Raw genomic sequence first — 26969 nt, 5'->3', positions numbered from 1 at the left:
CGACCACGGTCTTTTTCGCTCCATTGTGCTTAACGGACGGTTACGGATGACACGTCCACAGGCGCTCCAACGAAAAAGGGCGGGAATTCCCGCCCCTCACCGCCATCCCTGTGTCCGATGCTCCGGCTCAGCCCTTCAACATCGACTTGCCGGCGTAGCGCGCCTGCTTGCCGAGTTCTTCCTCGATGCGGATGAGCTGGTTGTATTTGGCCATGCGGTCGGAACGCGACAGCGATCCGGTCTTGATCTGCCCGCAATTGGTGGCGACGGCGAGGTCGGCGATGGTCGAATCCTCGGTCTCGCCCGAGCGATGCGACATGACGGCGGTGTAGCCGGCCTTGTGCGCGGTCTCGACGGCATCGAGCGTCTCGGTCAGCGATCCGATCTGGTTGACCTTGACCAGGATCGAATTGGCGACCCCCATGCGGATGCCATCGCGCAGGCGCGCCGTATTGGTGACGAAGAGATCATCGCCGACGAGCTGCGTCTTCTTGCCGATCAGGTCGGTCAGATATTTCCAGCCTTCCCAGTCATCCTCGGCAAGGCCGTCCTCGATCGAAATGATCGGATAATCGGCGGCGAGCTTGGCCAGGTATTTCGCCTGCGCCTTCGGATCGCGTGTCTTCTTCTCGCCTTCATAGACGTAGTTGCCGTCCTTGAAGAATTCCGTCGCAGCGCAATCGAGGCCGAGCGCAATCTCCTCGCCCGGCTTGAAGCCGGCCTGCTCGATCGACTCCATGATGAAATCGAGCGCCACCGGCGCGCTCTTCAGGTTCGGGGCAAAGCCGCCTTCGTCGCCGACATTGGTGTTGTGGCCGGCGTCCTTCAGCTTCTTCCTCAGCGTGTGGAAGACCTCAGAACCCCAGCGCACGCCTTCGCGCAGCGTTGGCGCACCGACCGGCAGGATCATGAATTCCTGGAAATCGATCGGGTTGTCGGCATGGGCGCCGCCATTGATGATGTTCATCATCGGTACCGGCAGCAGATGCGCCTTGGTGCCGCCGACGTAACGATAGAGCGGCAGGCCGGCGGCTTCGGCCGCGGCCTTGGCCACCGCCAGCGACACGCCGAGAATAGCGTTGGCGCCGAGCCGGCTCTTGTTGGGCGTGCCGTCGAGTTCGATCATGGTCTGGTCGATGTGGATCTGGTTTTCGGCTTCCATGCCGCCGATTGCCTCGAACAGTTCGCCGTTGACCGCCTCGACGGCCCGCAGCACGCCCTTGCCGAGATAGCGGGCGCCGCCGTCGCGCAGTTCGACGGCTTCATGCGCGCCGGTGGAAGCTCCAGACGGCACGGCCGCGCGGCCCATCGAACCGTCTTCGAGCACGACATCGACCTCGACGGTCGGATTTCCACGGCTGTCCAGGATTTCACGCCCGACAATGTCGATGATGGCGGTCATTGCGATGTCCCCGATTGATCTGACGAAACGTCGCGCCCGTCTTAGCCAAAGCGGCGCAAAAGGCAATCGGGCCACCGCCAATTATTGCCGCCGGCGCGATTCACGAAGCGCAAATTCCTGTCATCATAAGTCATGCGCCATAGGATGGCCGCCGGTCTATGATGGCGGCTGCGCGGGGCGAAACAGGAGGAGTTTCGCCATGTCCGAGTTAAGCGGTATCGTGAGTTTGTTCCTGATCGCGGCGGCGTTCCTGACGTCCTGCGACAACCAGCAGCCTCCACAGGGCGCGGTGCAACTGTCGACCCTCCGCAGCGCGGAGTAAGCACGGCAGGCGATCATGTAAAAGGCCCCCGCTGGTTTGCGGGGGCCTTTTCACGTCAGGCTGGCCGGTCAATGCCAGTAAGGCTCGACCTTGTAGTAATTGTAGGAGGCGTCACGTGCGGCCTCGCCATCGGCGCCCGTCAGCTCGTTGATCGAATAGGCGGGAGCGGCTTTCAGCTGGTCCTTCGAGAATGGCACGACATAGCCGCCCCTATCCTCATCGTAATCCAAACTCGCCCACGGGATGGCGTGATATTTTTCACCCATGCCGAGAAAGCCGCCAAAACCGATCACAGCGAACATGATGCCGTTGGACAGCTTGTCGAGCATGACGTCCTCGATGCTGCCGATCTTCGTGCCTTCGGTGTTATAGACGGATGTGCCGATGACCCGCGAAGCAGCGATAGCCTCTGTGTGTCCTGCCTGGGTTGTCATGATGTGCTCCTCATTGTCGTTGCTCTGGACTTTCACAATGAGGGGCGAGATCGAAGGTTCCCGACTTTTCCGCCGGTCTGTTCGACTTTTTCCACCTGTATAAAGGTGACTTCTTACTGACGTGGCAGGCCGATATATGCCCTCCGCGGCGACGACCTTCAGCTGCGCCGGGGTCAGCGGGCCTTCGCTACCCGATCGAACGCCATCAACCTTTCCAGAAGTGCCGGCATGTCCTTCAGCGGCACCATGTTCGGTCCGTCGGACGAGGTCGAATTATCCGGATCCTGGTGGGTCTCGATGAAGACGCCGGCAACGCCGACGGCGACAGCCGCGCGGGCCAAGGTCTCGACAAAGCGGCGTTCGCCGCCGGACGAACCGCCCTGCCCGCCCGGCTGCTGGACCGAATGGGTGGCGTCGAAAATCACAGGCGCGCCGATGTCGGCCATAATGGGCAGGGCCCGCATGTCGGAGACGAGCGTGTTGTAGCCGAACGAGGCGCCGCGCTCGGTGGTCAAGACATTGGCGTTGCCGGAGCCAGTGACCTTGGCCACCACGTTCTTCATGTCCCAGGGCGCGAGGAACTGTCCCTTCTTGACGTTGATCACCTTGCCCGTCCTTGCGGCGGCAACCAGCATGTCGGTCTGGCGCGACAGGAAGGCCGGGATCTGCAGCACGTCGACATGCGGCGCAACGATGGCGCACTGTTCCTCGGTGTGGACGTCGGTCAGTACCGGCAAGGAGAATTCCTTGCGCAACTCGTCGAAGACCGGGAGCGCCGCCTCCATGCCGGCACCGCGCGTTGCCGACAGGGAGGTGCGGTTGGCTTTGTCGTAGCTGGTCTTATAGACGAGGCCGATGCCCAACCTGCCTGTCAATTCCTTCAGCGCGCCGGCCATGTCGAAGGCATGCTGGCGTGATTCGAACTGGCAAGGGCCGGCGATCAGCGACAGCGGCGCTGCGTTGTCGAAGACGACATTGCCGACGGTTACCGATGAATTGGGCGCCAAGGCGTTGCTCATTGTATCTCCCGAAAGATGAAGGCCGCGCCCTGCCCGGATGTCGGCTGCACGACGATATCACTGCCCGACATATCGTATCTGATGGAATTGGCTGCAAGCAGACCTGCCGCGACGGCGGCACGCCGAACCGAAAAGACGACTGCCGCGAAGCGGAGTTGCGTCGGCTTACCGGCGGGCACGCCAAAGCGTGCCGTGAAAGAGGCCGGGTCGAGTACAGTCAAGATAGCGTTAGGTAGACGAAAAATGGAGGCGCGCGCGTCAGCCGTCGGATCGTTTACTGCCACGGAAATCAGCCGGCGCTGCTCGGCGGGCTCGTCGCTGATCGCCACGATCTCGACAATTCCCGTGGCACCGTTGGCATGAGCCTGCAGCGCCGTGCGGTCCACTTCCGGCGCGTTGACGCGCTGGCAGGCGAACAGGAACGCATCGGTTGAACCCCCGGTCGACGCGAAGGCCAGTTTGAATGACGCCATGTCGCTTTTGCCGGCAGCGTCGGTGAACGCCCGCGAAAAGCCCAGCATGTCCCCGCCCGACAGGCTCGCATCGACAAAGCGTGCATGGTCCGCATCGGCGTCGTCCGTGGTCAGGACCACGGCGGAAAAACCTTCATTGCCATTGCGGTCACGATAGAGCCGGTCGCGCGCGACGAAGACATTGCCCTGGCCGGCGGCCTTCATCGCGGCCTGATCATCGCCTACAGCCAGCGGTTCCAGATAGGTGCCGTCCGCGAGGAAGACGCAGCAATTTTCCGTGCCGAATGGATGGATGCCTGTCGGCGCGACGATGAAGCCGAGGGCCGTCAGCCGCGCCCGCGCCACATCGAGGCTCGAGGTCGGCAGCACGAGGTGATCGAGCGGATGAGTGCCTGTGGGTGGTGTTTGGATCATGCCAGCGCGGTGTGCATCATTGCGCAAAAGGGTTCAAGGGCGCCCGAATCAGCTTCCGGCCACCACATCGGCGGAATAACGCAGTTCGCGCAATGGCTTGACCCTGCTGGTGGTCTGCGCATAGAGCGGATGCGCCTTGTAGGCGGCCAATGCGGCGGCATCGGTAAACTCGGCGTAGACGACCACGTCGATCTCATCCGACAGCGGATCGACCTTGGTGTTCAGCGTCACCTCGAACAGGCTGGAATGGGGAATGCCGCCGAGCGCCAGCAGCCCAGAGCGCACTGCCTCCACATCCTCGCCACGCCGCGCGCTGAAGAAAACGATATGCCGGATCAACCCCGCCTCCTCGATCAAAAATCCGGGGTCTTTTGTGACGACGAAACCGTCAGGTCAACCGTTCAGGGTGCCGCGCGTCCTTGCGACGCGCCCGGGATGCATGAGACCTGAACGGGACTAGACCTTGCCGGTGACGTAACGCACCACGTGAGAGACATTCCTCACCGTCATATCGAGGTACCGGCCCTGGTTGTAGAGACCGTCCCAGATCAGGAAGAACGCAACGGCGGCGATGACGATGACATAACGCATGGCTAATCTATCGCATAAGCCCGGCTGTGCTCATAGACGTTTCCGCCAGGCAAAGATGGGATCCGTGTCGACCCTCGTCCGGTATGTGAGCTCTCGGCACCTGGAACTGCCAAATCTATGCCGGCGCGCCTTCGATCTCGTCGCCGGCGACTGGCCGGACATGATCCAGAAATGGCCCGCGTCCCAATTGCGAATGGCGGTCAGAGAAGGATGCGGTATTTCGCAAATCCTGCCTCGCCGGCGCCCGCCGGCTCGATCTTCAATGACTTCACTTCGGCGATGAGGTCCTTCGCCTTGGGCCCTGTCTCGAACACGACGCTGGTTCCGGGCAGCGGCGCGAACGACCAGTTGCCGTCCGCCGACGGGTTGATGGTGCCCTGCTTGACGATGTAGCGGACGATGACGTCGCGGTTGGTGTCTGGCGCTTCGTAGATAATTTTGGAAGCGTCGATGTCAGGAAAATTGCCGCCGCCGCCGGCCCGGTAGTTGTTCGTTGCAACGACAAATTTCTGATTGGGATCAATCGGTTTGCCGTCGAACATCAGGCCGACGATGCGATTGGCACTAGCATTCGCCAGCCCGCCCTTGGCATCGTATTTCGGCGGCTGCGACAGATCTATTCTGTAGGTGACGCCGTCGATAACATCGAAATTGTAGGACGGAAAGTCGGTGTTGATGAGCGCCTGGTCGGCCTTGCCAGGTTCGATCCGGTTGAAGATGCCGGCCGACATTTCCAGCCATTCCTTGACCTGCGCTCCGGTGATCTCAACGGCCCGCACGGTGTTGGGATAAAGGTAGAGGTCGGCGACGTTCTTGATGGCGATGTCGCCTGCCGGCACATCGGTGTAGTAGTCGGCGCCGTTGCGCCCGCCGGCCTTGAAGGGGGCTGCCGCCGACAGCAGCGGCACGTCCTTCCATTGTGTGTTTTTCAGGATGTCCTGAAGGTACCAGGTCTGCGCCTGGCTGACGACCTGAACCGACGGATCGTCGGCGACCAGCGCGAAATAGGAATAGAGCGGCGCTGCGGTCTTGCCGACGGGACGACGCACATAGGCGAGCGTTGCCTGGTGGTCCTGCTCGAGCGCGGCGATGATGCGGTTGTCGTCCGCGACAGTCGGCTTGTTCTTGTTGTCGACACGTTCGAAGATCGGCCGCGCTTCCGAGGTGGCGGACACGATCTTCCATTTCGAGCCGTCGCGCTCCAGCATCAGGTCGATCAGGCCCATATGCGAGCCCCAGAAGCCGCCCATGACGGCCGGCTTGCCCTGCAGCGTACCCTTTTGCGCATCGACGCCTTCGAGCGCCTGAAAATCCTTCTTGCCAGGGAACACCAGATGCTGGTGACCCGTGAACACCGCGTCGATGCCTTCGACGCCGGCGACAAAGAACGATGCGTTCTCCATCATATCGCCCTGCTTGACGTCGATGCCAGAATGCGAGAGCGCGATGATAATGTCGGCGCCCTCTTCCTTCATCTGCGGCACCCAGGCCTTGGCGGCCTCGACAATGTCGCGCGTTCTGACATTACCTTCGAGGTTCTTGAGATCCCAGACCATGATCTGCGGCGGCACGAAGCCGATGATGCCAATCCTGATCGGTTGCTCGGTGCCTGAACCGTCGCTGATCTTCTTGTCGAGGATGACGTAGGGCTTGAGGTAGAGCTTGTCGTCGCGCGGGTTCGCGGCAAGCTCGGTGCCGCGGATCAGGTTGGCGCAGACGAAGGGGAAATTGGCGCCGGCCAGAACCTTGTCCATGAAGGACAGGCCGTAGTTGAATTCGTGGTTGCCCAACGTCGAGCACTCGTAGCCGAGCAGGTTCATGCCTTTCATGATCGGATGCAGGTCACCGTCCTTCATGCCCTTTTCATAGGCGATGTAGTCGCCCATCGGATTGCCCTGCAGCAGGTCGCCATTGTCGATCAGCATCGAATTAACGGCTTGCTTGCGCACCGCGTCGATCAGGGAGGCCGTGCGCGACAGTCCCATCGTGTCATTCGCTTTGTCGGCGTAATAGTCATAGGGCAGCACATTCACATGGATGTCGGTGGTCTCCATGATCCGGAGATGCGCCTGGTTGGTCTGGGCGCGGGCGGAGAAAGGGTGAAGCGCAATTAGCGCGCCCGTGGCGGCGGCGCCCGCGAGGAGACCGCGGCGGGAGACGGAATGGAGCGGCTGCGACATGTTTTCTCCTTTTCGACGACACGAAAGACCCTGCCCGAAGCGAACTTCGCGCTGAAACCTATTCGAGTCCATTCAAGAAGTTGCGCGCGTCGGAGCTGTCAGTCGATCAACAACAGATGACGCGCGGATGAACGGTCGCAAGCGCGGAAGATCAGCCCTTGTCGTCGTCGCCCTGCGTGATCAGGCGGGCGCTGCGTTGGCCCGTGACGTAGATCCATAGCCAGCTCAGCGACACCGCGAGCCGGTTGCGGAAGCCGATCAGGAAATAGATGTGCGCCAGTCCCCACAGCCACCAGGCCGGCCAGCCGGTCAGCCTGATCCAGCCGAAATCGATCGCCGCGGCGCGCTTGCCGATCGTGGCCAGGTCCCCGGCATGCTTGTAGTGGAACGGCCGTACGCTCGTATCGCCGGCAAGCCTGGCCTTGATGGTCGCGGCAACATGGCGGCCCTCCTGCTTGGCGGAAGGCGCCACGCCGGGAACGGGCCGTCCATCGGGCCGCAGCACGAGAGCGGCGTCGCCGATGACGAAAATCTCGGGGCTGCCCGGCACGGTGAGATCGGGTTCAACCAGCACCCTTCCCGCCCGGTCGGCGGCGGCGCCCAGCCATTCGGCTGCCGGCGAAGCGGCAACGCCCGCCGCCCACAATATGGTCCTCGCCGGCAGATGCGTGTCGCCGAAGACGACGCCCTCGGCGTCGCAGCGCGTGACCGCCCGGCCGAGTTCGATCGTCACGCCGAGCCGCTTCAACGCCTTTCCGGCATAATCGGACAGTTTCGGCGCAAAATTGGCCAGTATGCGGTCGCCAGCCTCGATCAGCACCACACGCGTCTCGCGCGTGTCGATGTTGCGGAATTCGCCGCGCAGTGTGTCGTGCGCCAGTTCGGCAATGGTGCCGGCAAGTTCGACACCGGTCGGACCACCGCCGACGATCGCAATCGTCAGCAGCGCCTGGCGCCTGGCAGGATCGGTTTCCCGCTCGGCCTGCTCGAAGGCGAGCAGAATGCGCCGTCGAATGGTGGTGGCGTCCTCCAGCGTCTTCAGCCCTGGCGCGAACGGCTCCCATTCGTCGTGGCCGAAATAGGCGTGTCGGGCGCCGGTGGCGAGCACCAGCGTGTCGTAGGCGACGGTGCTGCCGTCATCGAGCAGCACGCGTTTTCCGGCTCGGTCGATGCCGGTGACATTGGCGAGCAGCGTCGTCACGTCCTTGCGCTTGCGCAGCAGGTGGCGGATCGGCCAGGCGACCTCCGAGGTCGCCAGCGCTGTCGTTGCGACCTGGTAGAGCAGCGGCTGGAAAAGATGGTGATTGCGTTTGTCGATCATGGTGATGCGCACGGGCGCACCGGCGAGAGCGCGGGTGAATTCGAGGCCGCCGAACCCCGCCCCTACGACGACGACATGGTGATTGGCTTGATCCATCGCATTCACCCTGACCAGCAATATCGCATGCCTTTGATGTAGGAGCTTTTGTGCAATGCAACAACACGAAGGCCGTGCCCGAGACTCGTCGTTCCATGTCGTGAATGCACATGTCGCATCCCCCCGCCGGGTATAGCGTTATGGAAAACAGCGATGAGGTGAGCATGGCCAACGATCACGACGACCAGGGTCCGGCGCAATATTCCTCGCCGCCATGCTTCATGCACGAACTCGATCCCGCGTTTCACGCGCCGATATCCGATTGGACCGACGTCAGACGATGGCGCAAGGCCGAACGGGAACGCCTGATCGCGGCGCGTCTCGCGGTTTCCGCCGATGCGCGAACGGCGATGTCGCAGAGCATCGCCGGAGCCCTCGACGCGGCGATCGGCGATATCGCCGGCCGCATGGTCAGCCTCTATTGGCCGTTTCGCGGCGAGCCGGACCTGCGGCCATGGATGGCCGCCATCAATGAACGAGGCGGGCGCACCGCGCTGCCCGTCGTCATCGAAAAGGCACAGCCGCTGATCTTCCGGGCCTATGTTCCGGGCGACCGGCTGGAGAAGGGCGTGTGGAACATTCCGATTCCGGCCGAGGGCGAACCGGTCTTGCCCGACATCGTCATCTCACCGATCGTCGGCATCGATTCCGGCAATTATCGCCTGGGCTATGGCGGCGGGTTCTACGACCGAACGCTGGCGGCGATGCCGTTCAAGCCGCTGGTCATCGGCGTCGGCTACGAATTGCAGCGAATCGCCACCATCTACCCGCAGCCGCACGATATCCCGATGGACCGGATCGTGACGGATGCTGCCAAGGCGTAGACGGCTGAAGGCGTGGAAGGCTGAGAATGCTCAGGCCATTTCGGGCTTCAGGCCCATCGCCGTCCGGTCGATGATTTCGCGCAGGGCAAAAGACGAATTGATCTTCGTCACATGCGGCATCGCCGACAGCCACTCCTTGTGGATGCGTTCGTAGTCGGCAAGGTCCTTGGCCGCGATCCTGAGGATGTAGTCGTACTCGCCCGACATCAGGTGGCAGGACAGCACGTTCGGGCAGCGCTTGATCGCAGCCTCGAAATCCGACAGCGTCTTCTCGAACTGGCCCGACAGCGATATGTGCACGATCGCCGTCATCTGGTGACCAAGTGCTGCATTGGAAAGCCGGGCATGATAGCCGCGGATGGTTCCGGATTTCTCCAGATTGTCGAGCCGGCGCGAACAGGCCGACTGGGACAGGCCGACCCTTTCGGCAAGGGCGGCGTTCGGCATCCGGCCATCCTTCTGCAATGTCTCCAGAATGGCGATATCAATCCTGTCGAGCGGCATTCTTCGTGATTCCTGCGAATTTCTATGCATTTTACGCAACAATTATCGAATAGCGAGCCCTCCTGCAAGTGCATTCGCAAACACTTACGCAACGATTCGTGGTTGACTACGTCAATACAGCGAACGAGCCCCGAAGGGCCGTGTCAGGAGAAAAGAAAATGCGCGTCGGCTGCCCCCGGGAAATCAAGAACCATGAATATCGCGTCGGACTTACGCCCGGCTCGGTCCGCGAATATGTCGCCCACGGACATGAGGTGCTGGTCGAGACCGGCGCCGGGGCTGGCATTGGCGCCGACGACAACGCCTATCGCGCCGCCGGCGCCACCATCGCCAAGACGGCGGCCGACGTGTTCGCCAAGTCGGATATGATCGTCAAGGTCAAGGAGCCGCAGCCTAACGAATGGGCCCAACTGCGCGATGGCCAGATCCTCTACACCTATCTTCATCTCGCTCCGGATCCGGAACAGACCAAGGGCCTGCTCGCTTCGGGCGTTACCGCCATCGCCTATGAAACGGTGACCGATGACCGGGGCGGCCTGCCGTTGCTGGCGCCGATGTCGGAAGTCGCCGGCCGCCTGTCGATCCAGGCCGGCGCCACGGCGCTGCAGAAGGCCAATGGCGGCCGCGGCGTGCTGCTCGGCGGCGTGCCCGGCGTGCTGCCCGGCAAGGTCACCGTGCTCGGCGGCGGCGTCGTCGGCCTGCACGCAGCCAGGATGGCGGCTGGCCTGGGCGCCGACGTCACCATCATCGACCGCTCGATCCCGCGCCTGCGCCAGCTCGATGACCTCTTTGCCGGCCGCGTCCATACCCGCTACTCGACCGTGGAGGCTCTGGAAGAAGAGTGCTTTTCCGCCGACATCGTTGTCGGCGCCGTGCTGATCCCGGGTGCTGCGGCGCCGAAGCTGGTCTCGCGCGAAATGCTTTCGGGCATGAAGAAGGGGTCGGTGCTGGTCGACGTTGCCATCGACCAGGGCGGCTGCTTCGAGACCTCGCACGCGACCACGCATGCCGAGCCGACCTACGAGGTCGACGGCGTCATCCACTACTGCGTCGCCAACATGCCGGGCGCCGTGCCGGTCACCTCAGCACATGCACTCAACAACGCGACGCTGCACTATGGCCTTCAGCTCGCCGATAAGGGGCTAAAGGCGCTGGTCGACGACCATCATCTGCGCAATGGACTCAACGTCCACAGAGGCAAGATCACCAACCGTGCGGTCGCCGAAGCGCTCGGCTACGAACTGGTCGAGCCGAAGGCGGTTCTCGCGGCCTGATTCTCCTGAGAGGATACCTGCCTCCCGTCAGCCCGCCGGTCATTCCCGGCGGGTTTTTTCTTTCCGGATTGGCGGCTGTCAGGCCTGCACCCGGCTCGGACTTAAAACATGGTGCCGCAACCTGCGTCTCGGCGCCAATTGCAAGTTTAACTGAGCCCTCCAGGCAAATAGTCGAAGCCCATATGCTTCTTTGCGCAGAAAATTTCTGTGGAAGGTTCAGGCAAACAAAAAAGCGGAGCCAAGGCCCCGCTTCCTCGATGTCGAGATTTGCCGCCGGTTCATCCGCGGTCGACAAATCGATCGACGGCTACCCGTGTACCGCAATGGTATGACAGGAGTACGACAGCGCTCCGCTATCGCACCGCCACATGCGCCCGTCAGACACGTTCGATCCGGCACTGGAAGCAATTGTTGCGCGCCGAGCGGACATGCACGTAGGCAATCTCGTCGCGTTCCAAGAGAGCCTCGGCGCGCGCGGCGATCGCATCGGTCGCAATGACGCCACCGCTGCCATAGACGATGCGGTCATCCCTGCCGTAGCCGCGCACGATATAGTCCGGGCTTTCGAGAATTTCGGGAAGTGCCTGAGATTCCGCGGCGCGCTCGCATTCCTGCGCGTGAAGGAAGATCGGTCCGGTCTCGGCATAGGGCTGAAGTTTGGGGAATGGCCGGTAGGCCAGGATGAGATAGTCGTCTCCGCCGGCGATGTTCTTCAGGCAATGCCGGCATGGCATGCCGTCGCCGTCGGAGACCTTACGCTCGGGCGTGTTTCCATAGGCATCGGGCCCGCCGCGCTGAAGCGCTCGTACATCTTGTGTCGGCAAGGCTTTGAACTGGATGGTCATGGCGAAAATCTCCGATGTCATTGATCGGAAATTATGCGCATCAGCCCCCGCCTCCCACCCGATTCCTGACAATCATTGGCCCTTGGTCGGCTTGTTCCAGCCGACCAAGGCAAGGCGAACTTCACCGGATTGTCGGAACTCCCTCAGCGAATGAAGTCGTCAAAGCGACGGAGGGTGACCCGCCGGTTCCGCCAGTTTTCGTTCTGCGTCTGCACCAGCAGGAATTCCTCGCCATAACCGACCGTCTCCAAAGCATAGGCCGGCACGCCGAACTCGCGCACCAGCGTGCGCTTCAGCGAGGCGGCGCGCTGTTCCGACAGGATCCGGTTCGATTGGAAGGAGCCGACGGCGTCGGTATGGCCCTCGATGAGGACGCGCGCCCCGGGGTTGCGGCGCAGGATACGCTGCAACGCATCGGCGATAGTGTCGATCTTGTCGTATTGCGAGCTGGAGATCGCGGCCGAGCCGAAAGCGAAATTGATCGACTGGATATCGATCGACCGGGCCATGCGGCGCAGGTCCGGCCGGCGCTTGAACTCACGGATGGTGACGCGCTCGTTCGGGCGCAGCTTCACGCGGGGTGCCGCCTCGAGCTTTCGTTCGATGGTTGCGGCCGAAGGCGTTGTCGCCTGCGCGGCGGCGAGACCGGGCATTGCGATTGCCGCGATCAGCGCGGCGGCAAGGGTACGGCGGGTCAGCATGTCTTTTCTCCTTCGGCCCGTATTATGTGCGGGCAAGATGGCAGAGACAGGCTGAAGCGCGGATGAACGAGAGGTTCAGCTTTTGTGAGGGCGTCGCTATGGCCGCATGACGCTGGCCGAGCGCTCGGCGAAGGGCAGAGGGTGAACGGTCTCCTTCTTCTGCGCCACCGGCGCGAAGCCGAGCTTCTGGTAGAGCGGCAAGGCAGCAGGATGGTCGAGCGTGCAGGTCTGCACCGTCACCCGCTTCGGTCCATACGACCAAGCCGCGGCGATCGCCGATCCCAGGAACCAGCGGCCGATGCCTTGCCCGGTGGCGTGTTCCATCATGCCGAAATAGGCGAGCTCGACTTCTTCCGGCAGATGCGGCTTGAGGTCGAAAAAACCGGCGGGTGCGCCATCGAGATAGAGCACCCTGATGTCGCGATCCTCGCGGTGGATGCCGGCCGAAAGCTCGTCGTCATCCAGCCTCAGCACATTGACCCAGTGCCATTTACGCCCCACCCGATCCATCAGGTACCGGTAGAAATGCAGCGGAATGTCCTTAGTTTTCAGGAGTGCGACCTGGCGGTTGTAGGGCATGGGCGGCGACACGGCCGGTGGCGCATGCATCTCGAGGAACGTCACCGTGACTTCGATGTCCTTCAGCTCGCCGTTTTCCATCGTCATTCCTTGCCTGTCACGACTGGTGTGTCGGAGAGACCGCCCCATTCGGTCCATGAGCCGTCGTAAAGCCTGTTGTCGGTATGGCCAAGCGTTTCCAACGCAAGCGTGATCACCGCCGCCGTAACGCCGGAGCCGCAGGAAGTGACGATAGGCTTCGACAGATCGAGGCCGGCGTCCTCGACCACCTTGCGCAACCGCTCCTTCGGCAGAAGCACGCCGTTTTCCGACAGCGCCGAATAAGGCAAGTTGCGCGCGCCCGGCATATGGCCGGAACGGACGCCCGCACGCGGCTCCGGCTCCGCGCCGGTGAAGCGTCCTGCCCCGCGTGCATCGGCAATCTGGCTTTCCCGGGTTTCGACGATGCGGCGCATCTCGGCAAGGCTGGCGACCCGGCCGGCGTCGAAATCGGCGTGGAACACGCTTGGCGCGATTTTGGTCGGTTCGGCCGTCACCGGCCGACCTGCCGCTTTCCAGCCATCGAAACCGCCGTCAAGGATATAGGTCTGGAAGACGCCCATCACCCGGAACATCCACCAAGCCCGAGGTGCCGAGAAAAAGCCCGGGCCGTCATAGACGATGATCGTGTCATCTGCCGAAACGCCCATCGCGCCGACATACTGCGCGAAATGCTGCGGCGACGGCAGCGTATGCGGCAGCGCGGCGTCCGGATCGGAGACCGCGTCCTGATCCAGGAAGCGGGCGCCCGGAATGTGCCCAGCGTCGTACTCGGCGCGCGCGTCGCGGTTTTGCGCCGGAAGATACCAGGATGCATCGACAATCGTCAGGCCAGGCTGGCCCAAACGCTCCTGCAACCAGTCCGCGTCGACGGTGAAAGGACTGTCTTCAGCCATTGTGGTTCTCCTGCCGCCATTGACCAGACGTTGTCTTGCCTTGCCGCATGATCTTGTCCGAAAACATCGTAGCTTTCGAGATCATGTTTGGGGCATCGGTCCAAACCGGATGCGGAAGCGCCGGTTTTCACGCCCCTTCTTCTCAATCTTGCCGATATGGATTTCGCCGATCTCGCCGGTGCTTTTGACATGGGTGCCACCACAGGGCTGACTGTCCACCGAAGCATTCTCGCCGATGCAGACCAGCCGGATTTTGCCGGTACCTAGCGGCGGACGGACATTCTTGGACTTCACCAGACCCGGATTGGCGGCCAGTTCCTCGTCGCTGATCAGCCTGGTAAAGATCGGATGATCGGCCCGCACCAGGCCCATCAGGCCAGCCGTCACGTCTTCCTTGCTGAAGCTGGCGTCGGGAATGTCGAAATCGACACGGCTGTCGTCTTCCGAAACCGCCGCGCCGGTGATCGGAAACGGGCAGACGACGGTGAGCAAATGGCAAGCGGCATGCATGCGCATCAAGAGATGACGTCGCTCCCAGTCGATTGCGAGCTTCAGGCGCTCGCCGACCGCAGGCGCGGCTTGTTCCGGCGCCGGCACGTGGATGATCTCGTCCTTTGTTTCCCCGGTGATGGTGGCGGCCAGGACGATGCGGCTGCCATCGGCGCGCTGGAAATGGCCGCTATCGCCCGGCTGCCCGCCCGAGGTGGCATAGAAGATGGTGCGGTCCAGAACGATGCCGCCGCGCTCGTTGACGGCGACCACCACGGCATCGGCCGTCCTGAGATAGGCGTCGTCGCGAAACAGCGCTTCGGTCTTGTGCGCCATCACACGACCTTTTCAAACGGCACGGAAATATCTGATTTCTCTTCCATCCAGCCGGGCACCGGCAGCTTCTTTTCGCGCAGGAATTCGGGATTGAACAGTTTCGATTGGTAGCGTGTGCCGTAGTCGCAAAGAATGGTCACGATGGTATGGCCGGGGCCGAGTTCACGCGCCAGTCGGATCGCGCCCGCTATGTTGATGCCGGTCGAACCGCCGACGCAAAGGCCTTCCTCCTGGACCAGGTCGAAGACGATCGGCAACGCATCCTCATCACGAATCTGGAACGAAAAGTCGGGCGTGAACCCATCGAGGTTGGCTGTGATGCGCCCCTGCCCGATGCCTTCGGTGATCGAACTGCCTTCCGACTTCAGCTCACCGCTGGTGTAGAAACTGTAGAGCGCGGCGCCCAGCGGATCTGCGAGAGCAATCTTGACGTCCCTGTTTTTCGCCTTCAGTCCGAAAGCGACGCCGGCCAGCGTTCCGCCCGAGCCGACCGCCGAGACGAAGCCGTCGACCTTGCCGCCGGTCTGGCTCCAGATCTCCTGCGCCGTGGTGCGGATGTGCCCGTCGCGGTTGGCGACATTGTCGAACTGGTTGGCCCAGATAGCGCCGTTCGGCTCCGAACGCGCCATTTGCTCAGCCAGCCGCCCCGACAATTTCACGTAATTGTTGGGGTTCTTGTACGGCACGGCCGGAACCTCGATCAGCTCGGCGCCGAGCAGCTTGATCGTGTCCTTCTTCTCCTGGCTCTGCGTTTCGGGAATGACGATGACGGTGCGGTAGCCGAGCGCCTTGGCGACCAGCGTCAGCCCGATGCCCGTATTGCCGGCCGTGCCCTCGACAATGACGCCGCCCGGCCTGAGCAGCCCACGCTCTTCGGCATCGCGGATGATGAACAGGCCGGCGCGGTCCTTGACCGACTGTCCGGGATTCATGAATTCGGCCTTGCCCAGGATCTCGCAGCCGGTTTCTTCCGAAGCCCTGTTGAGGCGGATCAATGGCGTGTTGCCGATAGCGTCGATCACGGAGCGGGGCATTCGGGAGTCCTTGTGTAGCTGCGGCGAAACCCTAGAAACCCGAAGCTTCGGTTTCAAGGCAAGAATTTGCCTGGTCCAGTCGCATTTTCTGCACTGCATTTGCGCCGGCCTCTCCCTGGTGCCGGGCGTATCCGCGCGGTTCATTTGGGACCGGCATCGAAAACCGCTCTTTTCATTCGATTTCTTCGCGGTTAGAGCAAAAGCCAAGAACAATTCGACGGGGGCGCAGCATGACACTTTATCGGGCCGACCCGAAGCATGGCGTCGCCTGGGTCACGGGAGGCAGCAGCGGCATCGGCCGTTCGCTGGCCAGGGATCTTGCGTCCCAGGGCTATGCGGTGGCCGTAACCGCACCCGATGGCGATCCGATCGACACGCTCATTGTCGAGACCGCGCAGATGCCAGGCAAGGTCAAGGCTTTTCCCTGCGATGTGACCGACGAGCCGCGCATGGCGAGAACCGTCGCTGCGATCGAAAACGAGCTTGGCCCCATCGTGCTCGCCGTCTTAAACGCGGGCAATTACATTTCCACGCCTGGCGAGGCTCTCGTCGTCAGCGATTTTCGCCGGTCTTTCGAGGTCAACTATTTCGGCATCATCAACGGGCTGGTGCCGGTCGTCGAACGCATGCGGGTGCGGGCGCGCGGCCATATCGTGCTGGTCGGCTCGGTCACCGCTTATTTCGGCTGGCCGACGACGGCCGCTTATGGCGGCACCAAAGCGGCGATCAACATCCTGGCCGAATCGCTGAAATACGATTTCGACAAGATGAACGTGCGCGTCCAGGTCATGAATCCGGGCTTCATAGACACACCGCTGACCGAGAAGAACATGCTGCCCATGCCGGGGCTGATGCCGGTCAGCCGAGCGACGCGGCGCATGGTGCGGGGTATCAAATCCGGCGGCTTCGAGGTCACATTCCCGCGCCGGACGAGCTGGCCCCTGAAGCTGCTCAGCCTGTTGCCGAGACCGGTGTACCGAGGCGTGATCAGCCTCATGACGAGCTGGAAGGCACGGCCGCTGAATTACGACCGCAAGCCGCCGAGCGAATAGAAGCCAGCGGATCGGCGGCTTCATCGCCGGGCCGGTCGTTGCCTGTTCCCCGCCACCGCCGTAGGTTTGTTGTTGTTGCGTTTGGAGTCTGCGATGGGGCGACGAATCGTGCTTGCTGTGCTGGGGTTAGTCGCCATCCTCGCACTGGCCTTCGTGCTCGGCCCGCGGGTTCCCGTCGACACCACAATCCGCTACGATCCATCCGCAATCGGCGACGATCCGCAGGCCTATGTGGCCAGGACGGAAGCGGCGATATCCGGCATCCGTGACGGGCTGGAGAAAGAGATCATCTGGGCCAATCCGATGGTGCATGCCAGGACACGGCTGTCCATCGTCTATATCCACGGCTTTTCGGCGTCGAAGGGCGAGCTCCGCCCGCTGCCCGACGAGGTTGCCGACCAACTCGACGCCAATCTGTTCTTCACCCGCCTCACCGGCCACGGGCAGGATGGCGCGGCCATGACGCAAGGCAGCCTCAATGCCTGGATCAACGACTATGAGGAGGCGCTCGCGATCGGCCGGGCCATCGGCGACAAGGTGATCGTCATCTCCACCTCGACCGGCGGCTCGCTGGCGGCCTGGGCGGCAACACAACCGGGTGCTTCGGACGGCGTGGCGGCGATCGCGTTCATCTCGCCGAATTTCGGCGTCAAGGCGTCCGGCGCCGGGATCCTGACCATGCGATGGGGCAAACAAATCGCCGAACTCGTCGCCGGCAAGGAGCGCAGCTTCATGCCGCGCAACGCACTGCACGAGAAATTCTGGACCACCAGCTATCCCCTTGCCGCGACGCTGCCGATGCAGGCGCTGACGGAACTTGCCTATGGCGCGCCGGTGGAGAAAGCGGTGGTCCCTGCCCTCTTCATCTTTTCGGATTCGGACAGCGTGGTGCGGCCTGACCGCACGCGTGAAATCGCCGGGCGTTGGGGCGCGCCGCACGAGCTGGTTCCGGTCGACGATACCGGCGATCCCGACAACCACGTCATCGCCGGCGACGCCCTGTCGCCATCGACCACGACCTTCCTTGCACAAAGAATTGCCGTCTGGATCGAGGCGGTCGCGAAGTAGCCCGAGCTTCCATACGGAAAGGGCGACCGCAGCCTCACCGCGGTCACCCTTTATCTCACTGGTGACCAGCCGGGCACGCAAATGCCCGGCCAATACGAAGCGGCCTGCCTACGCGGCCCGCGCCGCGGGCCGCTTGCCGCCGAAGCGGCGTTTATTGTTGCCCTTGAAGGGCTTGGCGCCTTCCGGTTTGCGGTCGCCAGCGAAGGCCGGCTTGTCACCGAAGCGCTTCTTGCCGGAGCCGTTGTTCTGGCCGCCCGGCCGCCTGCCGTCGCGACGGCCATTGCGGTCGTTTCGGTCATTGGCAGGCTCGAAGCGCTCGTTCTTCTCAGCCGGGTTGCGCTGCGGATCGGGGCTGCCGAGATGGTCGGCGACAACAGGCAGCTTGGCGCGGATGATGCGTTCGACCTGGCGCAGCTTGCTGTTCTCGGACGGATCGCAGAGCGTAATCGCAATGCCGTCCCGGCCGTTGCGGCCGGTGCGGCCGATGCGGTGGACATAGCTCTCCGCCTCATCAGGCAGGTCGAAATTCACGACATGACTGATGCCGGGCACGTCGATGCCGCGCGCGGCGATGTCGGTGGCCACCAGAATGCGCACCGAACCCTCGCGGAAATCGTTCAGTGCCTTCTGCCGCGCATTCTGCGACTTGTTGCCGTGGATGACAGCGGCCTTGAAGCCGTCGCGCTCGAGGTCCTTGGTTACCCGGTCGGCGCCGTGCTTGGTGCGCGAAAAGATGATGACGGACTTCATCGTCTCGTCGGCGAGCATCGTCGACAGCACTTGGCGCTTCTGCTTGGTGCGGGCAAGGACGACGCTCTGCGCGATCTCGGCCGCCGCCGTGCTTTGCGGCGCGACTTCGACACGGATTGGGTTCTTCAGCAGGCCTTTCGCCAGTTCGGCGATTTCATTGGGCATAGTCGCGGAGAACAGCACCGTCTGACGGTCCGGCGCGGTCGCCTTGGCGATGCGCTTGACGTCATTAATGAAGCCCATGTCGAGCATGCGGTCGCCCTCGTCGAGCACCAGCCATTTGGTGTCGGCAAGCATGAGGTCGCCTTCGCGCACCAGATCGGTCAACCGGCCAGGCGTGGCGATCAGGATGTCGACACCAGGCGCAACCTTCTTCACCTGGCTGAAGCGCGAGACGCCGCCCAGCACGAGCGCGGTCGAGACATGCGCGCCCTTGGCGAGGATCTTGATGGTGTCCTCGATCTGCACGGCGAGCTCACGAGTCGGCGCCAGGATCAGCGCGCGTGCCGTCTTCGGCCGGCGCTTGGTGCCGAGCGCAATGATCTTCGACAGGATCGGCAGCGCGAAGGCCGCAGTTTTGCCGGAGCCGGTCTGGGCGATGCCGAAAATGTCACGGCCTTCCATCTGCGGCGGGATCGCCTGAGCCTGGATCGGCTTCGGATCGGTGAAGCCGGCGGCATGGGTGGCCTTGAGCAGCGCACCCGTGATTCCCAGTGCTGCGAAACCGGAGAGTTCTCCAGTGTCGTTGCCGGGCAAAGTGTTTTCGTTGGTCAAAATATTCTTCTTTCACGCGGCCTCTGGCCGCAAACATCAATGGCGGCAGGGCGCAACCTGCCGTCGAATCAATTGTCATGGAACGACAAGGCGGCGGACGTGTTCGTCCGCGCGGCTGCGCTGTCGTGCCCGCAGGCATCATGCCACGGGGCTTTTTCGCCACCTTGCTAACCAATCGGGGCCGATCAGCAGGAAAGAGGGAAAACAGACGCAACCAGTCTCATTCGAGGAGAAGGCCGGATCGGTCCGGCCCAAGCGCCTATGCCGTGCATATGGCTGAGTTCGCTCTGAAATGCAAGGGCATCATGTTGCAGCGCAACAAAACGCCTCGAAAAAGCGACGCTTGCGCTCACCTGCGGGCATCATTACCACAAAGCAGCCCGCGCAGGAGATCGAGAATGAAGGACGTGCTGAAGGAACTCGAGCGTCGTCGCGAGATCGCCCGCATGGGCGGCGGTCAGGCTCGCATCGACGCGCAGCACAAGAAGGGCAAGCTCACCGCCCGCGAACGCATCGAGGTGTTTCTCGACGAGGGTTCGTTCGAGGAGTTCGACATGTATGTCGAGCACCGTTCGACCGACTTCGGCATGGAAAAGACCAAGATCGCCGGCGATGGCGTTGTCACCGGCTGGGGCACCGTCAACGGCCGTCCCGTCTACCTTTTCGCCAAGGATTTTACCGTGTTCGGCGGCTCGCTGTCGGAAGCGCATGCCGAAAAGGTCATCAAGGTGCAGGAGATGGCGCTGCGCAACCGCGCGCCGATCATCGGCCTCTACGATGCCGGCGGTGCCCGCATCCAGGAAGGCGTGGCTGCACTCGGCGGCTACGCCGAGATCTTTCAGCGCAATGTGCTGGCGTCGGGCGTCATTCCGCAGATTTCCGTGATCATGGGGCCTTGCGCTGGCGGCGACGTCTATTCGCCGGCCATGACCGACTTCATCTTCATGGTGCGCGACACCTCCTACATGTTCGTTACTGGACCGGACGTGGTGAAGACCGTCACCAACGAGACGGTGACCGCCGAGAGCCTCGGCGGCGCTTCCGTTCACACGACGAAATCCTCGATCGCCGACGGCGCCTATGACAACGACGTCGAAGCACTGCTGCAGATGCGCCGGCTGGTCGATTTGCTGCCGGCCTCGAACACATCGGAGATTCCCGAGATCGAATGCTACCAGTCGGTCACCGATCACGATCTGTCGCTCGACCGACTGATCCCCGACAACGCGAACAAGCCTTACGATATCAAGGAGCTGATCCTGAAAGTCGCCGACGAGGGTGATTTCTTCGAGATCCAGCAAAGTTTCGCCAAGAACATCGTCACCGGCTTCGGACGTATTGAAGGCCGCACGGTCGGCTTCGTCGCCAACCAGCCCATGGTGCTGGCCGGCGTGCTCGATTCTGACGCCAGCCGCAAGGCGGCGCGCTTCGTGCGCTTCTGCGACTGTTTTTCGATCCCGATCGTCACCTTCGTCGACGTTCCGGGCTTCCTGCCGGGCACGGCGCAGGAATATGGCGGGCTGATCAAGCACGGCGCCAAACTGCTCTTCGCCTATGCCGAGGCGACCGTGCCGAAGATCACCGTCATCACCAGGAAGGCCTATGGCGGCGCCTATGACGTGATGGCTTCGAAACACCTGCGTGGCGATATGAACTATGCCTGGCCGACGGCGCAGATCGCCGTGATGGGCGCCAGGGGCGCGGTCGAGATCATCTATCGCAAGGACATCGGAGACGCCGAAAAGATCGCAGCTCATACAAAGGCTTACGAAGACCGCTTCCTGTCGCCCTTCGTCGCCGCCGAGCGCGGCTATGTCGACGAGGTGATCATGCCGCATTCGACCCGCCGCCGCATCGCCCGCGCGCTGCGAATGCTGCGCAACAAGGAAATGCAGAACCCCTGGAAAAAGCACGACAACATTCCGCTGTAAGCTGAATGTCGCGGCAAGTCAGCGCGCGCCGCGAGCCGCCACCAGTTCACGCAGCACAGGCACCAGCGCCAGCGGGAAATCCTCGGCGATCAGCCCCGGCCCGAACCGGCTGCCGGCCTCGGCATGGATCCATACCGCCGCGCACGCCGCCTCGAAGGCCGGCATGCCTTGCGCCAGGAAGCCGGCCACCAGCCCCGAGAGCACGTCGCCCGAACCGGCGGTTGCCAACCACGGCGCGCCATTGGAGTTTATCGCGGCCTTGCCATCGGGAGCAGCGATTACGGTGTCGGCGCCCTTATAGACGATCACGGCATTGGCACGGGTGGCGGCCATACGAGCCCTGCCCAACTTGGACGAAACGGCGCCACCCGCGATGTCAGCAAACAGCCTGGCGAACTCGCCTTCATGCGGCGTCATCACCAGCGACGGCGCGCTCGGCTGGCGCGAGGCTTCGAACAGGACATCCGGCTTCTCGCGAAACGAGGTGATCGCGTCGGCGTCGAACACCAGACCATCGACCGAGGCGGAAACGTTCCGCTGCTGGCCAGCGGCAAGCAGCGTGAGAGCAAAATTCCGCGTTCTTTCACCGACACCGAAGCCAGGGCCCAGTACAAAAGCGGAGGGCCGGCGTTCGCCGATGAAGGCGTCGATGTCGGCGCTGTCATTTGCTTTGCGCAGCATGATCGAGGTCAGATGCGCGGCATTGACCTGCATGGCTTTCGCCGGGGACAGGACGGTGACCGCCCCTGCCCCGCTTCGCGCCGCGGCAAGCGCCGCAAGCCGCGCCGCGCCAGTGGCGCTCGGGCCGCCGGAAAAGACGCCGACATGGCCGCGCTTGTACTTGTGCGTATCGACGCCCGGAATCGGAAAGGCGCTGAGCCAAAGCGCCGGCGAGTTCTCGAACGCCTGGGGCCGAATCCGGGCAATGAGACCATCGGCGATACCGATATCGGCGAGCACGATCTCCCCGCACAGCTCGCGCCCGGGCAGCAAAAGATGACCAGGTTTTTTGCGGGCGAAGGTGACGGTGACCCCAGCCCGAAAAGCATGGCCGAGCACTTGGCCGCTGTCCCCGGAAACGCCTGATGGCAGATCGACCGCGACGACCGGCAAGGCCAGGCTTGTCACCACGCCAACCGTTCTCGCCGCTTCACCGGACAGCGGTTTGGACAGCCCTGCTCCGTAAAGAGCGTCGACGACGACAGCGCCGGCTTCGGCCGCGAAATTCGCCAGCGGCCGAGGTTTGACCGGGCATTCGCCGGCGGCAAGCGCGGCATCGCTGCCCGGCTTCGGCGTGCCCGTCGCCCAGACCACCGTGTCGACGCCAGCGGTTGCCAGGCAGCGGGCCACGACATAGCCATCGCCGCCATTGTTGCCGGGACCGCAAAGCACATGGACCCGCTTCGCTGCCGGATCGCGCCTGAAAATTTCGGCCGCGACGGCTTCGCCTGCACGGCGCATCAGGCCGATGCCGTCGATTGCGCCGGCGGCAATCGTCAACCGATCCGCCTCGCTCATCTCCTCGGGAGAAAGAAGTTCGTTGCTCATGGATTGCCGATCCGCATTCGATAAAGCATTGTCCAGTTTTCGGCTCGACGCAAACGCAGAGGAGTTGGCGCGGTCCCAGCCAAGCTGAGCAATGCCCACCAAATAAGCAATACGCCTAAATATCGGGCAGACATAAACACCGACGCCGCGTAGGCTGCAGCCATCCGTCGCGCGCTGGATGCAGTGAACGATGCGAATTTGCATCTTCGTGCGGCATGTTCTGGAATCGAATGACACCGCTTGAAATCCCGCCAATTGGCACAATTCGTGCTTGATGGAGGCGCAAGCGGGGGCTCACAACCCGTTTTTTTGGCAGTGGAGGCCACTTTTTACATGAAAAAGATCGAAGCGATCATCAAGCCATTCAAGCTGGACGAAGTGAAGGAAGCGCTTCAGGAGGCCGGACTGCAAGGCATCACCGTGACCGAGGCCAAGGGTTTTGGACGCCAGAAGGGCCACACCGAGCTTTATCGCGGCGCCGAATATGTCGTCGACTTCCTGCCCAAGGTGAAGATCGAGGTCGTGCTCGGCGACGATGCGGTCGAAGGCGCCATCGAAGCCATCCGCAAGGCGGCCCAGACTGGGCGCATCGGCGACGGCAAGATCTTCGTCTCGAACATCGAGGAAGTTGTGCGCATCCGCACCGGCGAAACCGGCATGGATGCGGTCTGACACCTCGCCCATCTTCCGAAACGTCATTATTAAAAAACGTCACCACAGGGATACATGACATGACGACAGCCAAAGACATCATGAAGCAGATCAAGGACAACGATGTGAAGTTCGTTGACCTGCGCTTCACCGACCCGAAGGGCAAGCTGCAGCACGTGACGATGGATGTCATCGAGGTCGAGGAAGACATGTTCGCCGATGGCGTGATGTTCGATGGTTCTTCGATCGCCGGCTGGAAGGCGATCAACGAGTCCGACATGGTGCTGATGCCCGATCCTGAAACGGTCCACATGGATCCGTTTTTCGCGCAGTCGACCATGGTCATCCTATGCGACATCCTCGATCCGGTTTCGGGCGAATCCTACAACCGCGACCCGCGCGGCACTGCCAAGAAGGCGGAGGCCTACATGAAGTCGGAAGGGATCGGCGACACCATCTATGTCGGCCCGGAAGCCGAGTTCTTCGTCTTCGACGACGTCAAGTACAAAGCCGATCCCTATAACACCGGCTTCAGGCTCGATTCCACCGAACTGCCGTCCAATGACGACACCGACTACGAAACCGGCAATCTCGGCCACCGTCCGCGCATCAAAGGGGGTTATTTCCCGGTGCCGCCGATCGATTCGGCGCAGGACATGCGCTCCGAGATGCTGACCGTGCTCGCCGAGATGGGCGTGCGGGTCGAGAAGCATCACCACGAGGTGGCTGCGGCCCAGCACGAACTCGGCATCAAGTTCGACACGCTGGTCCGCAACGCCGACAAGATGCTGATCTACAAATATGTCGTGCATCAGGTCGCCAATGCCTATGGCAAGACCGCCACCTTCATGCCGAAGCCGATCTTCGGCGACAACGGCTCGGGCATGCATGTCCACCAGTCGATCTGGAAAGGAGGCAAGCCGACCTTCGCCGGCAACGAGTATGCCGGCCTCTCGGAAAGCTGCCTGTTCTATATCGGAGGCATCATCAAGCACGCCAAGGCCATCAACGCCTTCACCAACCCGCTGACCAATTCCTACAAGCGCCTGGTGCCGGGCTACGAGGCGCCGGTGCTGCTCGCCTATTCGGCGCGCAACCGCTCGGCATCCTGCCGCATCCCGTTCGGCTCGTCGCCAAAGTCGAAGCGCGTCGAGGTCCGCTTCCCCGATCCGGGCGCGAACCCCTATCTCGCCTTTGCCGCCATGCTGATGGCCGGCCTCGACGGGATCAAGAACAAGATTCATCCCGGCCAGCCGATGGACAAGGATCTCTACGATTTGCCGCCGAAGGAGCTGAAGAAGATCCCGACCGTCTGCGGCTCGCTGCGTGAGGCGCTCCAGAGCCTCGACAAGGACCGCGGCTTCCTGAAGGCCGGCGGCGTCTTCGACGACGACCAGATCGACAGCTACATCGAGTTGAAGATGGCCGAGGTGATGCGCTTCGAAATGACACCGCATCCCGTCGAATACGACATGTACTATTCGGTCTGATTTTTGATCTCCCTGGACCCGGCATAACCCGGATCCAGCGGCTTCAATTCAGCCTGCAAATGCGAGGCCGGAAGATGAACCTCTTCCGGCCTCTTTGTTTGCTCATATCGAGGCTTCCATTCAGCCAAATCCGCGGACACTGACGCGTTCGATCGGATGCTGCCCCGATCCAGCGACTGGAAAGGCGCACCGGCTGCTGAGGTTCCGTCGGCTGGTCACGTCACACGTGCCGATTGCGCTGAGGCACAGGCCGGCTTGAGCCAGCCAAGCTGGGCTGCCAGGCGATCCGGCATGCGCTTTTTGCGAGTAAAGGGATAAGCCAGGAGCGAGCGGCACACTGCCTCAGGCTGCAATGCCCGCTCGTCCGGCGCCCCCGCCAATGCTGTCGTTCAAGAAACCCCGCCCCTTCGAACAGCACCGCTTGGCGTATCCCCCAATGCCTGCGAATACGCATGTTGCGCCGCAGCCTGTCAATGTCGCCTGCCGGGCGTCGAGACGGTCGATTTTGGTGTATGAACAGGGGCTTATGAAAGGATCGGTCGACAGGCATTCTTGCCGGAATGGCCGGATTTCCGGGCTTTTTCGAGGATTTCGAAGCCTGCGGCCCGGCGCCAAGGTATGCTTTCGTCAGCCCAAAGCCGCCTTGTCGGGATGGGTTTGAGCCGCCCTTTTTAACCTGACTTTTTTTGGGGGAATTTGCTTTGCCAGGCCAGGAGCCAGGAAGACGAGGAGCGGCGAACGGAAACAGCGGCATGCGATAGTGCCCGCCATCGTCACACGAAAAAGCCCCGGCAACTCCCGCCGGGGCTCGCGTCATGGTTGTCGGGGATCTTGAGGCCCGACGTGAAATATCAAGCAGCGGCCGAAACCGATGCGCCGGTCGAAACCTGCGAGATCGTCTTCAGGACCTGGGAAGCGATCTGGTAGGGGTCGCCCTGCGAGTTCGGGCGGCGGTCTTCCAGATAACCCTTGTAGTCATTCTTGACGAACGAATGCGGCACGCGGATCGAGGCGCCGCGGTCGGCGATACCATAGCTGAACTTGTTCCAGGGGGCCGTCTCGTGCTTGCCGGTCAGACGCTTGTCGTTGTCCGGGCCGTACACGGCGATATGGTCCATCAGGTTCTTTTCGAACTGCGCCATCAGGGCCTCGAAATAACCCTTGCCGCCGACTTCGCGCATATATTTGGTCGAGAAGTTGCAATGCATGCCCGAGCCGTTCCAATCGGTGTCGCCGAGCGGCTTGCAGTGGAACTCAATATCTATGCCGTACTTTTCGGTGAGGCGCTGGAGCAGGTAGCGGGCCATCCACATCTGATCGGCGGCCTTCTTGGAGCCCTTGCCGAAAATCTGGAATTCCCACTGGCCTTTGGCCACTTCGGCGTTGATGCCTTCATGGTTGATACCCGCGGCAAGGCAGAGGTCGAGATGCTCTTCGACGATCTGGCGCGCGATGCTGCCGACGTTCGAATAGCCGACGCCGGTGTAGTACGGGCCCTGCGGGGCGGGATAACCGCTCTCGGGGAAACCGAGCGGACGGCCATCCTTGTAGAAGAAGTACTCCTGCTCGAAACCGAACCAGGCATCCTCGTCGTCGAGAATGGTCGCGCGGCTGTTGGACACGTGCGGCGTGACGCCATCGGGCATCATGACTTCGCACATGACGAGAACGCCGTTGGTGCGGGCCGGATCGGGATAAAGCGCGACCGGCTTCAACACGCAATCGGAGCTTCGGCCCTCGGCCTGCATGGTGGACGAGCCGTCGAAGCCCCACAGCGGCAGCTGGTCGAGCTTCGGGAACTCGGCATAATCCTTGATCTGGGTCTTGCCGCGAAGATTGGGGGCCGGGGTGTATCCGTCGAGCCAGATATACTCGAGCTTGTATTTGGTCATTCTAGAGCCTCTCGTTGTGCTTGACCACCGCACGCGGTGT

26 protein-coding genes are annotated in these 26969 nt (G+C 62.3%); 8 read left to right on the top strand and 18 right to left on the bottom strand.

Annotation, left to right across the window (positions count from 1 at the left end; all coding sequences use genetic code 11):
* Positions 1-127 precede the first annotated feature (127 nt).
* Complete coding sequence (gene eno, locus FJ959_RS25155; RefSeq protein ID WP_140501342.1) at positions 128-1402, bottom strand: phosphopyruvate hydratase; 1275 nt, start codon at positions 1400-1402, stop codon at positions 128-130.
* Positions 1403-1601: 199 nt separating this feature from the next.
* Here eno and FJ959_RS32550 point away from each other — a divergent pair, with 199 nt between their 5' ends.
* Positions 1602-1724, top strand: a complete 123-nt coding sequence (locus tag FJ959_RS32550) for a hypothetical protein (protein WP_263483006.1) — start codon at positions 1602-1604, stop codon at positions 1722-1724.
* Positions 1725-1792: 68 nt separating this feature from the next.
* Here the strand turns inward: FJ959_RS32550 and FJ959_RS25150 are convergent, their stop codons facing one another.
* The 7 genes from FJ959_RS25150 to FJ959_RS25125 form a co-directional block, all read right to left on the bottom strand.
* Complete coding sequence (locus FJ959_RS25150; protein WP_140501340.1) at positions 1793-2158, bottom strand: PRC-barrel domain-containing protein; 366 nt, start codon at positions 2156-2158, stop codon at positions 1793-1795.
* 173 nt (positions 2159-2331) lie between these two features.
* On the bottom strand, positions 2332-3177 hold the full coding sequence (kdsA, locus tag FJ959_RS25145) for a 3-deoxy-8-phosphooctulonate synthase (RefSeq protein WP_140501337.1): 846 nt from the start codon (positions 3175-3177) through the stop codon (positions 2332-2334).
* Positions 3174-4064: a VOC family protein gene (locus tag FJ959_RS25140; protein WP_140557263.1), complete on the bottom strand. Its 891-nt coding sequence runs from the start codon at positions 4062-4064 to the stop codon at positions 3174-3176. Before FJ959_RS25140 ends, kdsA begins: the two co-directional genes overlap by 4 nt.
* Positions 4065-4112: 48 nt before the next feature.
* Positions 4113-4403 (bottom strand): Dabb family protein, encoded by a 291-nt coding sequence (locus FJ959_RS25135; RefSeq protein ID WP_140501335.1) that lies wholly within the window; start codon positions 4401-4403, stop codon positions 4113-4115.
* A gap of 117 nt (positions 4404-4520) precedes the next feature.
* Complete coding sequence (locus FJ959_RS32545; RefSeq protein ID WP_263483007.1) at positions 4521-4655, bottom strand: hypothetical protein; 135 nt, start codon at positions 4653-4655, stop codon at positions 4521-4523.
* A 200-nt stretch (positions 4656-4855) separates the two neighbouring features.
* Complete coding sequence (locus tag FJ959_RS25130) at positions 4856-6835, bottom strand: bifunctional 2',3'-cyclic-nucleotide 2'-phosphodiesterase/3'-nucleotidase (protein ID WP_140632716.1); 1980 nt, start codon at positions 6833-6835, stop codon at positions 4856-4858.
* 151 nt (positions 6836-6986) lie between these two features.
* Positions 6987-8252: an NAD(P)/FAD-dependent oxidoreductase gene (locus FJ959_RS25125; RefSeq protein WP_140525508.1), complete on the bottom strand. Its 1266-nt coding sequence runs from the start codon at positions 8250-8252 to the stop codon at positions 6987-6989.
* Positions 8253-8416: 164 nt separating this feature from the next.
* Between FJ959_RS25125 and FJ959_RS25120 the strand changes: the two genes are divergently transcribed.
* Complete coding sequence (locus FJ959_RS25120; protein ID WP_140557267.1) at positions 8417-9076, top strand: 5-formyltetrahydrofolate cyclo-ligase; 660 nt, start codon at positions 8417-8419, stop codon at positions 9074-9076.
* Positions 9077-9106: 30 nt separating this feature from the next.
* Here the strand turns inward: FJ959_RS25120 and FJ959_RS25115 are convergent, their stop codons facing one another.
* Positions 9107-9580: an Lrp/AsnC family transcriptional regulator gene (locus FJ959_RS25115; protein ID WP_140557269.1), complete on the bottom strand. Its 474-nt coding sequence runs from the start codon at positions 9578-9580 to the stop codon at positions 9107-9109.
* Between the two features lie 158 nt (positions 9581-9738).
* On the opposite strand from FJ959_RS25115, the gene ald reads away from it, so the two are divergent.
* Complete coding sequence (gene ald, locus FJ959_RS25110; protein ID WP_140501325.1) at positions 9739-10854, top strand: alanine dehydrogenase; 1116 nt, start codon at positions 9739-9741, stop codon at positions 10852-10854.
* Between the two features lie 377 nt (positions 10855-11231).
* Here ald and FJ959_RS25105 read toward each other — a convergent pair whose 3' ends face one another.
* From FJ959_RS25105 to FJ959_RS25080, 6 genes are all read right to left on the bottom strand, one after another.
* Entirely contained in the window at positions 11232-11699 is a 468-nt protein-coding gene (locus tag FJ959_RS25105; RefSeq protein ID WP_140515433.1) for a DUF1203 domain-containing protein, read from the bottom strand.
* 143 nt (positions 11700-11842) lie between these two features.
* The gene (locus tag FJ959_RS25100; RefSeq protein WP_140501321.1) at positions 11843-12400 is read right to left on the bottom strand and encodes an OmpA family protein; all 558 of its coding nucleotides are present in this window, start codon (positions 12398-12400) and stop codon (positions 11843-11845) included.
* Positions 12401-12496: 96 nt separating this feature from the next.
* Positions 12497-13060 (bottom strand): GNAT family N-acetyltransferase, encoded by a 564-nt coding sequence (locus tag FJ959_RS25095; protein ID WP_140501320.1) that lies wholly within the window; start codon positions 13058-13060, stop codon positions 12497-12499.
* A gap of 2 nt (positions 13061-13062) precedes the next feature.
* Complete coding sequence (gene sseA / locus FJ959_RS25090) at positions 13063-13914, bottom strand: 3-mercaptopyruvate sulfurtransferase (RefSeq protein WP_140515435.1); 852 nt, start codon at positions 13912-13914, stop codon at positions 13063-13065.
* A gap of 81 nt (positions 13915-13995) precedes the next feature.
* Positions 13996-14739, bottom strand: a complete 744-nt coding sequence (locus FJ959_RS25085) for an alanyl-tRNA editing protein (RefSeq protein WP_140632713.1) — start codon at positions 14737-14739, stop codon at positions 13996-13998.
* Entirely contained in the window at positions 14739-15773 is a 1035-nt protein-coding gene (locus FJ959_RS25080; protein ID WP_140515437.1) for a cysteine synthase A, read from the bottom strand. Before FJ959_RS25080 ends, FJ959_RS25085 begins: the two co-directional genes overlap by 1 nt.
* Positions 15774-16003: 230 nt before the next feature.
* On the opposite strand from FJ959_RS25080, the gene FJ959_RS25075 reads away from it, so the two are divergent.
* Together FJ959_RS25075 and FJ959_RS25070 are read left to right on the top strand one after the other, a co-directional pair.
* Positions 16004-16825, top strand: a complete 822-nt coding sequence (locus FJ959_RS25075; RefSeq protein ID WP_140501312.1) for an SDR family oxidoreductase — start codon at positions 16004-16006, stop codon at positions 16823-16825.
* Positions 16826-16918: 93 nt separating this feature from the next.
* On the top strand, positions 16919-17893 hold the full coding sequence (locus FJ959_RS25070) for an alpha/beta fold hydrolase (RefSeq protein WP_140632710.1): 975 nt from the start codon (positions 16919-16921) through the stop codon (positions 17891-17893).
* 108 nt (positions 17894-18001) lie between these two features.
* On the opposite strand, the gene FJ959_RS25065 is transcribed toward FJ959_RS25070, so the two are convergent.
* Positions 18002-19417: a DEAD/DEAH box helicase gene (locus FJ959_RS25065; RefSeq protein ID WP_140515439.1), complete on the bottom strand. Its 1416-nt coding sequence runs from the start codon at positions 19415-19417 to the stop codon at positions 18002-18004.
* A gap of 398 nt (positions 19418-19815) precedes the next feature.
* Here FJ959_RS25065 and FJ959_RS25060 point away from each other — a divergent pair, with 398 nt between their 5' ends.
* A complete protein-coding gene (locus FJ959_RS25060; protein ID WP_140584214.1) occupies positions 19816-21348 on the top strand; it encodes an acyl-CoA carboxylase subunit beta in 1533 nt (510 codons plus the stop codon).
* Positions 21349-21366: 18 nt separating this feature from the next.
* Here FJ959_RS25060 and FJ959_RS25055 read toward each other — a convergent pair whose 3' ends face one another.
* Positions 21367-22896 (bottom strand): NAD(P)H-hydrate dehydratase, encoded by a 1530-nt coding sequence (locus FJ959_RS25055; protein WP_140584213.1) that lies wholly within the window; start codon positions 22894-22896, stop codon positions 21367-21369.
* A gap of 333 nt (positions 22897-23229) precedes the next feature.
* Between FJ959_RS25055 and FJ959_RS25050 the strand changes: the two genes are divergently transcribed.
* Together FJ959_RS25050 and glnA are read left to right on the top strand one after the other, a co-directional pair.
* Positions 23230-23568, top strand: a complete 339-nt coding sequence (locus FJ959_RS25050) for a P-II family nitrogen regulator (RefSeq protein ID WP_006205430.1) — start codon at positions 23230-23232, stop codon at positions 23566-23568.
* 59 nt (positions 23569-23627) lie between these two features.
* Positions 23628-25037 (top strand): type I glutamate--ammonia ligase, encoded by a 1410-nt coding sequence (gene glnA / locus FJ959_RS25045; RefSeq protein ID WP_140515442.1) that lies wholly within the window; start codon positions 23628-23630, stop codon positions 25035-25037.
* A gap of 851 nt (positions 25038-25888) precedes the next feature.
* Here the strand turns inward: glnA and FJ959_RS25040 are convergent.
* Positions 25889-26929 carry a glutamine synthetase beta-grasp domain-containing protein gene (locus FJ959_RS25040; RefSeq protein WP_140501300.1) on the bottom strand — a complete coding sequence of 347 codons (1041 nt, stop codon included), beginning with the start codon at positions 26927-26929 and terminating at the stop codon, positions 25889-25891.
* Positions 26930-26969 lie beyond the last annotated feature (40 nt).

Origin of the sequence: Mesorhizobium sp. B2-2-4 (assembly GCF_006442375.1) — a bacterium.
Lineage (GTDB): Bacteria > Pseudomonadota > Alphaproteobacteria > Rhizobiales > Rhizobiaceae > Mesorhizobium.
Note: the sequence above shows the minus strand (reverse complement) of the source record. Positions and strands in the feature narration are given on the sequence as shown.

Coding starts and splice junctions, on each gene's coding strand:
- kdsA (WP_140501337.1), bottom strand. CDS start 3,177: ATGAGCAACGCCTTGGCGCCCAATTCATCGGTAACCGTCGGCAATGTC.
- FJ959_RS25125 (WP_140525508.1), bottom strand. CDS start 8,252: ATGGATCAAGCCAATCACCATGTCGTCGTCGTAGGGGCGGGGTTCGGC.
- FJ959_RS25100 (WP_140501321.1), bottom strand. CDS start 12,400: ATGCTGACCCGCCGTACCCTTGCCGCCGCGCTGATCGCGGCAATCGCA.
- eno (WP_140501342.1), bottom strand. CDS start 1,402: ATGACCGCCATCATCGACATTGTCGGGCGTGAAATCCTGGACAGCCGT.
- FJ959_RS25050 (WP_006205430.1), top strand. CDS start 23,230: ATGAAAAAGATCGAAGCGATCATCAAGCCATTCAAGCTGGACGAAGTG.
- ald (WP_140501325.1), top strand. CDS start 9,739: ATGCGCGTCGGCTGCCCCCGGGAAATCAAGAACCATGAATATCGCGTC.
- FJ959_RS25070 (WP_140632710.1), top strand. CDS start 16,919: ATGGGGCGACGAATCGTGCTTGCTGTGCTGGGGTTAGTCGCCATCCTC.
- FJ959_RS25080 (WP_140515437.1), bottom strand. CDS start 15,773: ATGCCCCGCTCCGTGATCGACGCTATCGGCAACACGCCATTGATCCGC.
- glnA (WP_140515442.1), top strand. CDS start 23,628: ATGACGACAGCCAAAGACATCATGAAGCAGATCAAGGACAACGATGTG.
- FJ959_RS25120 (WP_140557267.1), top strand. CDS start 8,417: ATGGCCAACGATCACGACGACCAGGGTCCGGCGCAATATTCCTCGCCG.
- sseA (WP_140515435.1), bottom strand. CDS start 13,914: ATGGCTGAAGACAGTCCTTTCACCGTCGACGCGGACTGGTTGCAGGAG.
- FJ959_RS25085 (WP_140632713.1), bottom strand. CDS start 14,739: ATGGCGCACAAGACCGAAGCGCTGTTTCGCGACGACGCCTATCTCAGG.
- FJ959_RS25055 (WP_140584213.1), bottom strand. CDS start 22,896: ATGAGCAACGAACTTCTTTCTCCCGAGGAGATGAGCGAGGCGGATCGG.
- FJ959_RS25040 (WP_140501300.1), bottom strand. CDS start 26,929: ATGACCAAATACAAGCTCGAGTATATCTGGCTCGACGGATACACCCCG.
- FJ959_RS25115 (WP_140557269.1), bottom strand. CDS start 9,580: ATGCCGCTCGACAGGATTGATATCGCCATTCTGGAGACATTGCAGAAG.
- FJ959_RS25075 (WP_140501312.1), top strand. CDS start 16,004: ATGACACTTTATCGGGCCGACCCGAAGCATGGCGTCGCCTGGGTCACG.
- FJ959_RS25060 (WP_140584214.1), top strand. CDS start 19,816: ATGAAGGACGTGCTGAAGGAACTCGAGCGTCGTCGCGAGATCGCCCGC.
- FJ959_RS25130 (WP_140632716.1), bottom strand. CDS start 6,835: ATGTCGCAGCCGCTCCATTCCGTCTCCCGCCGCGGTCTCCTCGCGGGC.
- FJ959_RS25095 (WP_140501320.1), bottom strand. CDS start 13,060: ATGGAAAACGGCGAGCTGAAGGACATCGAAGTCACGGTGACGTTCCTC.
- FJ959_RS25150 (WP_140501340.1), bottom strand. CDS start 2,158: ATGACAACCCAGGCAGGACACACAGAGGCTATCGCTGCTTCGCGGGTC.
- FJ959_RS32550 (WP_263483006.1), top strand. CDS start 1,602: ATGTCCGAGTTAAGCGGTATCGTGAGTTTGTTCCTGATCGCGGCGGCG.
- FJ959_RS25140 (WP_140557263.1), bottom strand. CDS start 4,064: ATGATCCAAACACCACCCACAGGCACTCATCCGCTCGATCACCTCGTG.
- FJ959_RS25105 (WP_140515433.1), bottom strand. CDS start 11,699: ATGACCATCCAGTTCAAAGCCTTGCCGACACAAGATGTACGAGCGCTT.
- FJ959_RS32545 (WP_263483007.1), bottom strand. CDS start 4,655: ATGCGTTATGTCATCGTCATCGCCGCCGTTGCGTTCTTCCTGATCTGG.